General features: G+C 53.3%; 8 protein-coding genes. All 8 read right to left on the reverse strand.

The genetic code is table 11. The features are described from left to right. Nucleotides 1–461: 461 nt before the first annotated feature. Nucleotides 462–1,550 (reverse strand): cobalt-precorrin 5A hydrolase, encoded by a 1,089-nt coding sequence (locus EC604_RS28585; RefSeq protein ID WP_123067352.1) that lies wholly within the window; start codon nt 1,548–1,550, stop codon nt 462–464. Then, nucleotides 1,543–2,340 (reverse strand): precorrin-4 C(11)-methyltransferase, encoded by a 798-nt coding sequence (gene cobM / locus EC604_RS28590; RefSeq protein WP_123067353.1) that lies wholly within the window; start codon nt 2,338–2,340, stop codon nt 1,543–1,545. The genes EC604_RS28585 and cobM overlap by 8 nt, the downstream gene beginning before the upstream one ends. Continuing rightward, entirely contained in the window at nt 2,340–3,212 is an 873-nt protein-coding gene (gene cobI / locus EC604_RS28595; protein ID WP_123067354.1) for a precorrin-2 C(20)-methyltransferase, read from the reverse strand. The genes cobM and cobI overlap by 1 nt, the downstream gene beginning before the upstream one ends. Before the next feature lie 65 nt (nt 3,213–3,277). Further along, nucleotides 3,278–4,561 (reverse strand): precorrin-6y C5,15-methyltransferase (decarboxylating) subunit CbiE, encoded by a 1,284-nt coding sequence (gene cbiE, locus EC604_RS28600; protein ID WP_123067355.1) that lies wholly within the window; start codon nt 4,559–4,561, stop codon nt 3,278–3,280. Next, nucleotides 4,524–5,678: a cobalt-precorrin-5B (C(1))-methyltransferase gene (locus EC604_RS28605; protein ID WP_123067356.1), complete on the reverse strand. Its 1,155-nt coding sequence runs from the start codon at nt 5,676–5,678 to the stop codon at nt 4,524–4,526. The genes cbiE and EC604_RS28605 overlap by 38 nt, the downstream gene beginning before the upstream one ends. 72 nt (nt 5,679–5,750) lie before the next feature. Continuing rightward, a complete protein-coding gene (locus tag EC604_RS28610) occupies nt 5,751–6,398 on the reverse strand; it encodes a precorrin-8X methylmutase (RefSeq protein ID WP_090924152.1) in 648 nt (215 codons plus the stop codon). 163 nt (nt 6,399–6,561) lie between these two features. Then, nucleotides 6,562–7,332: a precorrin-6A reductase gene (cobK, locus tag EC604_RS28615; protein WP_123067357.1), complete on the reverse strand. Its 771-nt coding sequence runs from the start codon at nt 7,330–7,332 to the stop codon at nt 6,562–6,564. After that, the coding region (locus EC604_RS28620) for a sirohydrochlorin chelatase (RefSeq protein ID WP_151458136.1) at nt 7,329–8,472 on the reverse strand (1,144 nt) is incomplete at its 5' end. The genes cobK and EC604_RS28620, both read right to left, overlap by 4 nt.

Genomic DNA, 8,472 nt, shown 5'->3' on the forward strand with positions numbered 1-8,472 from the left:
AGACCCTATTTCGCGAAAAAAGCACACTTTCAAATTTTAACGATCCTGTGGAACGTTATTTGGGGTAAAAAGCTCGAATTCTAGCCATTTTCTCTGCAAAATGCCCAAATAACGTCTGTGGTGATCGTTAGAGATGCCACGCTGATTATTTTGGAGAAATGCTGGTTGCCCGCTGCTTACTGCTTACTGCTTACTGCTTACTTCTTACTTCTTACTTCTTACTTCTTACTTCTTACTTCTAATTATGGTGATACTAAAATTAATTGACATAAAAACATGCGGCGGTTCGGGAGAACCTAGCTCCCTAAGATACATTCGTCCTTATTGGTGACGCAAACGATCTAAAACAAATTCATGCCTGTTATTCGTACGCAATGCTGGTTGGTCACACGCAATGCTGGTTGGTCACACGAAACGCTGGTTGACCACATAAAATGCTTCTCAATCACACGAACCCTAGCTTACTCAAATGCAACCCGTGCGACAGAGATCGTCAGGTTGCCGCTCTTTTTCTTTTCCAGCAGCCAATGATCAGCTCCAGAAGAGAGCAGTGCAGCAGGTTCACTTACGCCGTAGGCTCCGGTGTATTTAAATACCGTCTCGGACGGATTGGCAAGTTGCACCGTATTCAGTTCCTCCGGAGTGTAAGTGACGAGTTCCCAGCCGTACTTAGCGCATAGAGACAGCAGGCCCTCTTCATCTTTTTTCAGATCAATCGTAGCCACGTTACGCACGCTCTTCACAGACAAGGACAGCTCTTCCAACGTGGCAAGCACTTCCTGCTCCAACTCTTCCATCGCAGTTCCGCGATTGCAGCCCATGCCGAGCACGAGGCTTTTCGGGCGGTACAGTACCCCATTAGTTAAAAAACTTTCCTCTTCCGCCGCCGAAAGCAAACGGTCACTGACCACCAGTGCCGCGTTAAACGCAAACGATTCAGTCTCCTGCATACTACGGAAGACCCGAATATGATCAGGCACAGGTTTGTTATACCGCCACCAGTTGCGTTCGCCTGTCTCTTGAATCAGTGCCACCGGCTCCTCGTTGACCACCGCCGCACTTACGGGAGTCGCTTTGTCAAAGCTGTCCACGATCCAGCCCAGTTCACGTCCAAACATATCCACCGGGATCGTGCCCTGCACGTCCGAAGCTGTCGTGATGACTGCACGCGCACCAAGCACTTCCGCCACTTGACGCGTGAGTTCATTGGCACCGCCAAGGTGACCGGACAGCACGCTAATGACGTTCTCGCCGCGGTCATCGATGACCAGCACGGCAGGATCCACTTTTTTGTCCACCAGCAGCGGAGCAATCATGCGTACAACGGCACCCAGAGAGATAAACAGAATGATGCCGTTATAACGTTTGAACAGGTCTGGCAGAATCAGCTTCACCGAACCTTCAAATAGCGTATATCCAAGTTGTTCCTCATCGCCACGGGCAAATTTGCTCATATAATAAACGTCCGTGCCCTGAAACTGTCCTTCCAGGTTACGCACCATCTCTACACCATGCTTCGTAATCGCTACAGCAGCAAACGGATTACTCACCGGACTTCACTCCTTTGCGATAGCCGTGGGTAAAGGACTTGTCGTACAGCTTCGAGCGGTGTGCATCCCGGTTCACCAGATCTGGATCAAGTGCCCAGCCTGCCAAAATCATCGCATGCATCGTAATGCCTGCGGCACGCAAATCAGCAGCCAGATTGGCCAGCGTGGTGCGCACGATTTTCTGATCCGGCCATGTTGCGCGCTGCACTACCGCGACCGGTGTATCTTCACTCCAGCCTGCGGCAAGGAATTCCACCACGACCTTTTTCGCCAGTGTTGCACTCAGAAAGAGCGCTACCGTACAGTGATGGGAGGCCAAATCACGCAGCTTCTCCCGCTCAGGCACAGGTGTACGTCCTTCCGCACGCGTCAGGATAACGGTCTGTGTCAGTTCCGGTACAGTCAGTTCCGCTCCCAGCGCCGCTGCTGAAGCAAATACCGAGCTAACGCCTGGAATAATCTCGTACTCCACACCCTGCTGCTTGAGCAGCACCATTTGTTCCAAAATGGCACCATACATCGCTGGATCACCCGTATGTACACGTGCTACACTGCGTCCTGCCCGGACTGCGGTGCACATCAGCTCGACCTGCCGTTCCAAATCCATGCCGGAGCTTTGCAGCACTTCGGCTTCGGATTTGGCTGTTGCAATCAGTTCATCATTCACGAGGGAATCCGTGTACAGAACGAGGTCGGCATTTTTCAAAATATTAGAGCCCTTTACCGTAATCAGCTCGGGATCTCCCGGGCCAGCACCAACGATGTAAACTTTCGCTTCCAATGTTTTCATTATTTACTCACCACCATCAGGCTCAAATATTCCAGCTCCTGCCCTTTTAATTCACGGGCGTCACGCCAGACCAATTCATAAGGGGAAGTGACTTTGGTAACCACCGAGGCTTTGCCGCCAAGTCCCATCTCGTCCAGCAGCTCCAGCATCGGGTCAAGCACCTTTGCTACTTTGATAAACACAATCGTATCGTGATGCTCAATCGCCTGCCGCATCGCTTCTTTGTCCGCTGTAGCCGGAATAATACCAACCTGCTCATCGCCATCTGCCAGATGGATATCCAGCGCTGCCGCCGCACCAAGGACAGAGGATATGCCTGGAATCGAGCTGATCGGCACTTCGGGATGCAGTTCACGCATGAGACGTGCAAGGTGGATAAATGTACTGTATAAGTTCGGATCACCTTCCGTCACAAACGCTACATCTTTGCCATCCTTTAAAGCTTCCCAGCACGCTTCCACGGTTTTGCCCCACTCCCGTTCAAGCACAATCGGGTCTTTGGTCATCGGAAAGATCAGCCCCAGCATCTCTTTCTCGTCCGGATTCACATATAATTCCACAATCTCATGGGCGTAGGATTTACCGCCTTTGCGTTTCTTCGGGTAGGCAACCACCGGGCACTCGCGGATCATCCGGTATGCTTTTACCGTAATCAGCTCCGGGTCTCCCGGCCCAACACCTACACCATACAGTGTGCCAACCGTTTTGCCCTCTGATGGTTCAGTCGCGCGTAGTTCTGACAACGCAGACGCATCTGAGGAGGGCGTGTTTGCAGTCGCGATGTCAGTAGTGCTGACTCCAGCTCCTGTTCCTGCCGCGCTCGCCGTTTCGTCTGTTGCTGTACTGCCTTGTGCTGCTAAACTACCTGACATATCACTTGTGATGTTTCCTGTTGTTGTGCTAATGCTGCTCTCCCCCTTTGGTTCCTTGCAAAAAACTATTCTGCTCCGTTCGCAGCTTTCGCTTCGTCTACTGCGATAAATTGCCCTGTAATCACATAGATCGGGTTCAGTCCGTCAAAACGGGTCATGTTCAATATCGGCTTGCTCCGCGCCGTCTGCAGCAAGGTCACGGAGGCGTGCATGCCTGCATCGCGCATCGCCTTCATGCTGTCATGCAGCGTTTCGATGGTCGCTGCATTGACCACGATGCGTCCCTCGGGGCGCAGCCGGGACGCACATAAGGCGATCAGCTGCGCGAGTTCACCGCCGCTGCCGCCAATGAACACCGCGTCCGGATCCGGTAGTTCGTCCAGCCCCGCTGGTGCTTTGGCATGAAGGACGGTAAAATCGGTCCGGAATTTGATCCGGTTGGCCTCGATGTTCACGAGGTCACCTTCGTTCTTTTCGATGGCGAAGACCTTGCCTCGCGGCGCGAGCCGCGTGCACTCCACCGCCACCGAGCCCGAACCTGCGCCGATATCCCACACGATGCTGTCCTCGCCCAGTTTCAGCTCGGACAAGCTGAACGCGCGGACTTCACGCTTGGTGATGAGGCCCTTCTCGGGTTTGCGCTGATGGAATTCTTCATCTGCAAACCCGAAGCCTTTGCGCGGCGCCGGTGCATCTTTGCGGCGCAACAAAATGACGACGTTCAGCGGGCTGCACTCAGCCGCTGCCAGCTCGTCCAGGGTGTAGTGGCGGGCACGCTCGTCTGCCGCGCCCAGGTTTTCCGCAACGTAGGCATCATACTCCGTCATGCCGAATTGTTGCAGATACGCCCCGATCGCAGCGGGACTGTTATGCTCGTCCGTGAGCAGCGCGACTTTGGCTTTGCCATCGATGCGCTGGGCGAGGCCTTTGAGCGGGCGACCGTGCACGCTTTCGAGCACGGCGTCGTGCCAGCTCTCGCCAAGCCTCGCGAATGCCAGCTGCAGCGAGCTTAGATTAGGCCGGATGTCCAGCTGATCCGGGCCAAGCTTGCGTGCGAAATACCCGGCGATGCCGTAAAACAGCGGGTCCCCCGAGGCGAGCACAACGATGTTGTGTGAGTCCTGTAACGCTTTTATTTTCGCAACGAGGTCGTTCAAACTGCTCTTGATCACAATCTTCTCTCCCGCAAATGCCGGGAAAAATTGCAGCAGACGTTCGCCGCCTACCAGCACATCGGCCTCCTGAATGAGATGTAGACTGTCTGCCGTCAGCCCCGCCGCGCCTTCTTCGCCCACGCCAATAATGCGGATGTTACGATTCTTTGCTCCAGTTGTTGTGTTCGAGTTCACTGATTTCCGCCCTCCCCAGTTCCATTCCTTTCATGGTGACCAGCACCACTTCCACCGTTACGCCGCCGCCCGCATGTTCCAGACAGTGCTGGCAGGCGTACAGGCATAACTTTTCAAAATAAGGCAAATATCCCGCTTCGGTCATCATATCCGCCACCTGAGTCGCCGTGTTGGCTTCCTCGATCGCTTGCGCCAGTTCATCGCCAGCCCCGGTCTCGCGAGCCACGGACGCAAGAAATCCAAAATCCACCGGCGCACTTTTGGAGTGCACCATCATGACCCCTTGAGCTACTTTGGCGAATTTGCCTGGCATCCCGACCAGACTGATGCGTTTCATGCCCAGCCGTTTCCCGTGTTTAATCGCAAAGCCGACAAAATCACCCATCTGAATAAAGGCTTCCTCCGGCAGTTCAGGCATCATTTTCATGGCATATTTCTCACTACTGCCGCCTGTCGTCAGTACAATATGCTCACAGCCGGAAGCCTGCGCAACGGAAATGGCCTGTACTACACTGGCTTTATATGCTGATGTAGAGAACGGAACGACCACGCCGCGTGTTCCCAAAATGGAGATGCCACCAAGAATGCCAAGCCGCGCATTGAGCGTTTTCTTCGCGATCTCTTCGCCGTCCGGCACGCTGATCACCACTCGCACTCCTCTAGCTGCACCATGCTCGGCAAGCACCTGAGTCACCGCTTCGGTAATCATACGGCGCGGCACGGGATTAATCGCTGCTTCGCCTACGGGAACGGGCAGACCGGGCTTGGTAACACGGCCCACACCGATGCCGCCATCCAGCCCCACTCCTGGCTCGTCCCGCCAGGAGACATGCGCGATGATTTTCGCCAAATGTGTGGCGTCCGGGTCATCCCCGGCGTCTTTGATCGTGGCACAGGTCGCCGTGCCGTCCCTCATCAGCTCCTGCTCGATCAGCTCGAACGAGTGGTCAAAGCCGGCGGGTAAGGAAACCACGGCTTGCGCAGGGATATGTCCCGTGAGCAGAAGCTGCGTTGCTCCTTTGGCAACGGCTGTCGCACACGCCCCGGTCGTAAAGCCGGAGCGCATCGGTTTATCCGATTCTTGCGCTTCTCCGCTCTTCATGCGTTTCTTTTCCATGGCTTTGAACCTCCCGTCCTTCTATATGCTCGCTTGTTGGTGCGCTTATGTTGCCTTTGTACTACCGCCGCTCTATGCCTTCACAGCCATCAACGAGATTGCGTTAAGTGCTGCCACAACGATGGTACTGCCGCCTTTGCGACCGATGTTGGTGATAAAAGGAATGTCCAGCTTGCGCAGTTCGTCCTTCGACTCGGCAGCGGATACAAAACCTACCGGCATGCCGATGATCAAACCCGGCTTGGCCTCGCCCTCTTTAACAAGACGAATCAATTCCAGCAGCGCCGTTGGCGCGTTACCGATGGCGTAGATGCCCCCGTCATACATTTGGGTTGCTTTGCGTGTCGAGATGATGGCACGAGTGGTATTGAGGCGCTTGGCCTCTTCCATCACATCCGGATCGGAAATATGTACGTGTACATCGCCGCCAAAACCGCGGATACGATCCTTGCTCACACCCGCCTGAATCATTTGCACATCGGCAATGACTGACTGACCTGCACGTAGCGCTGCGATCCCCGCCTGAATCGCATCCGGGTGAAATACCATACTGCGGCCCAGTTCAAAATCAGCCGAAGCGTGAATGACTCGCTGTACGACCGGATATTGCTCATCGGTAAACGGGTGCTCCCCCAGTTCCTCCGTAATCATTTCGAAACTTTTACCTTCAATCTCCTGCGGCTGCACGGTCAGCGGTTTAAACTCTGTTTTGAAATCCATCCGAATCACTCCACTCCTTTTATTTGAACAAACATCCTCATCGTACGAACAACTGTCCCATACATCATTGCATCGTTCATCTGAACGTACTCCAATGCTTCTTGCGATATTTACAATCAAGCCGTTCAATATTTCATTATTCAAATTAAGCCTATCGGGTAGATTACCGCCCCAAAATACTTTTCAGCTCGTCCAGCACACCATCAAAATGATCAAACACCGTGCCAAACTCCGCCTCTGGACGTGAGATCAGCACAACATGAATACCCAGCTCCAGTGCAGACTGGATTTTCTCGTCCACGGCTCCTGTTTTACCGCTCTCCTTGGTGACCATCACCATTGTTGCATAGTGCTTATAAAGTGCCTCGTTCATTTCTCGGGAAAAAGGACCCTGCATCGCAATAATATTGCGTTGCTCTACGCCCAGCTCACCGCATTTCTCCATATTGTCGAGACGGGGGAGCATGCGTGCAACAAGCCGTATATCCGGATCACCGAGCAGGTGCTTGGTGAAGATTTGCAGCGTTTTGCTGCCCGTCGTCAGCATGACGGAGCCTTTCAGCTCTTTGGCCTTGAGTGCTGCCTCATCATAAGATGACACGACATGCAATAGTTCATGGTCATCATAAGCAAGCCCGGTTCGTTCGTAACGAATGTAAGGGATGCCCGCTTGTTTCGCGGCTTCCATGGCATTCGCATGGGCTTCTTCGGCAAAAGGATGGCTCGCATCCACAAGTACAGGGGTGTTTTTTTCACGAATCAACTGCACCATCGCCTCTACGGTCAATCGGCCTGTCCGCACAGGTAAACCGGCTTCAGTCAGACTTTGGGCTGCGCTCTCGGTCACAACCGAGGTCAGGACATTATGTCCTTGTTGCTGGATTCGGATCGCAAGTTCGCGTGCATCGCTGGTACCGCATAACATGAGGATCATGAACGCTTCACCTGCTCGGAAGTTGCTGCCACTTGTGCCTGAGAAGAGGATGAATGCTGCTGTATATTTCCTGCTGAATCGTGTTGCCGGTTGCTCTGATGTCCATCGTGCTCATGATGCGAGTGATGCAACTCTTCATCATGGTCATGATGAAAATCAAGCGCCGCCTCACGAGTAGCTGTAACCTCCGCAGAGTGCTCGGAATGCTCGTGGTCGTGACTATGTTCATGATTGTGGTCATGATGTGCATGCTCATTATGGCTATGGACATGATGACCTTCGTGCTGATGATCATGTCCATGACTGTGGCTATGATCATTATGGTGGTGGTCGTGATGATCGTGCTCATGATGGTGTTGATCGTGCCCATGGTCATGGTCATGTTCGTGATGGTCATGGTCGTGATCGTGGTCATGCCCATGGTCGTGGTCGTGATGGTGATGATGGTGTTTGGCCGCTTCGAGACGGAACTGGCAGTTGTCACAGTTTGCTGTAACACGACCGTAAAGTCCCTCGTTCGCACGTTCCAACACCAGCTCGACCAGTTTCGGATGGAAACCGAAATAACCACCGATTTCGACTTGAATATCTGGATGCGCGGCTGCAAATTCGGCCGTCATCTCATCAATGCGTTTAATCAGCACACCGGTAAAGAGGAAATACGGCATGACAACAATTTTTTTCGCACCGAGCAAGAGGCAACGTTCCAATCCATCCGGGAAAGAAGGCTGGGTCACGCCGATAAAGCTGCTTTCCGCCCATCTGTACGGCAGCTTCTCCCACAGCATACGGGTCATTTTGAAAAAGTCACTGTTGGCATCCGGGTCACTGCTTCCCCGTCCAAGCACAAGTACAGCTGTTTCTTCATCAGTCACGGCAGCAGGCGGAGCGGCCACTGCAACTGCTGTATCTGTTCCACCTTCACCTTGAGCTGCAACCCGCACAGGTTGCGCCTCTTGCAGACGAGTTTGCATAATTTGCACGACTTTTTCATGCACACCAATCGGACGCCCATAAATAAACTGCACTTGCGGATAACGTGCTTTGGCACGATCAATCGCATTCGGAATATCAATCTTGGCATGACCGGCTGCAAATAAAATAATCGGTACGAGTACGACTCGGGTCGCACCTCGATCT

This window comes from Paenibacillus amylolyticus, assembly GCF_003719335.1.
Taxonomy (GTDB): Bacteria; Bacillota; Bacilli; order Paenibacillales; family Paenibacillaceae; genus Paenibacillus; species Paenibacillus amylolyticus_D.

Coding starts and splice junctions, on each gene's coding strand:
- cobM (WP_123067353.1), bottom strand. CDS start 2,340: ATGAAAACATTGGAAGCGAAAGTTTACATCGTTGGTGCTGGCCCGGGA.
- cobI (WP_123067354.1), bottom strand. CDS start 3,212: ATGTCAGGTAGTTTAGCAGCACAAGGCAGTACAGCAACAGACGAAACG.
- EC604_RS28605 (WP_123067356.1), bottom strand. CDS start 5,678: ATGGAAAAGAAACGCATGAAGAGCGGAGAAGCGCAAGAATCGGATAAA.
- EC604_RS28610 (WP_090924152.1), bottom strand. CDS start 6,398: ATGGATTTCAAAACAGAGTTTAAACCGCTGACCGTGCAGCCGCAGGAG.
- cobK (WP_123067357.1), bottom strand. CDS start 7,332: ATGATCCTCATGTTATGCGGTACCAGCGATGCACGCGAACTTGCGATC.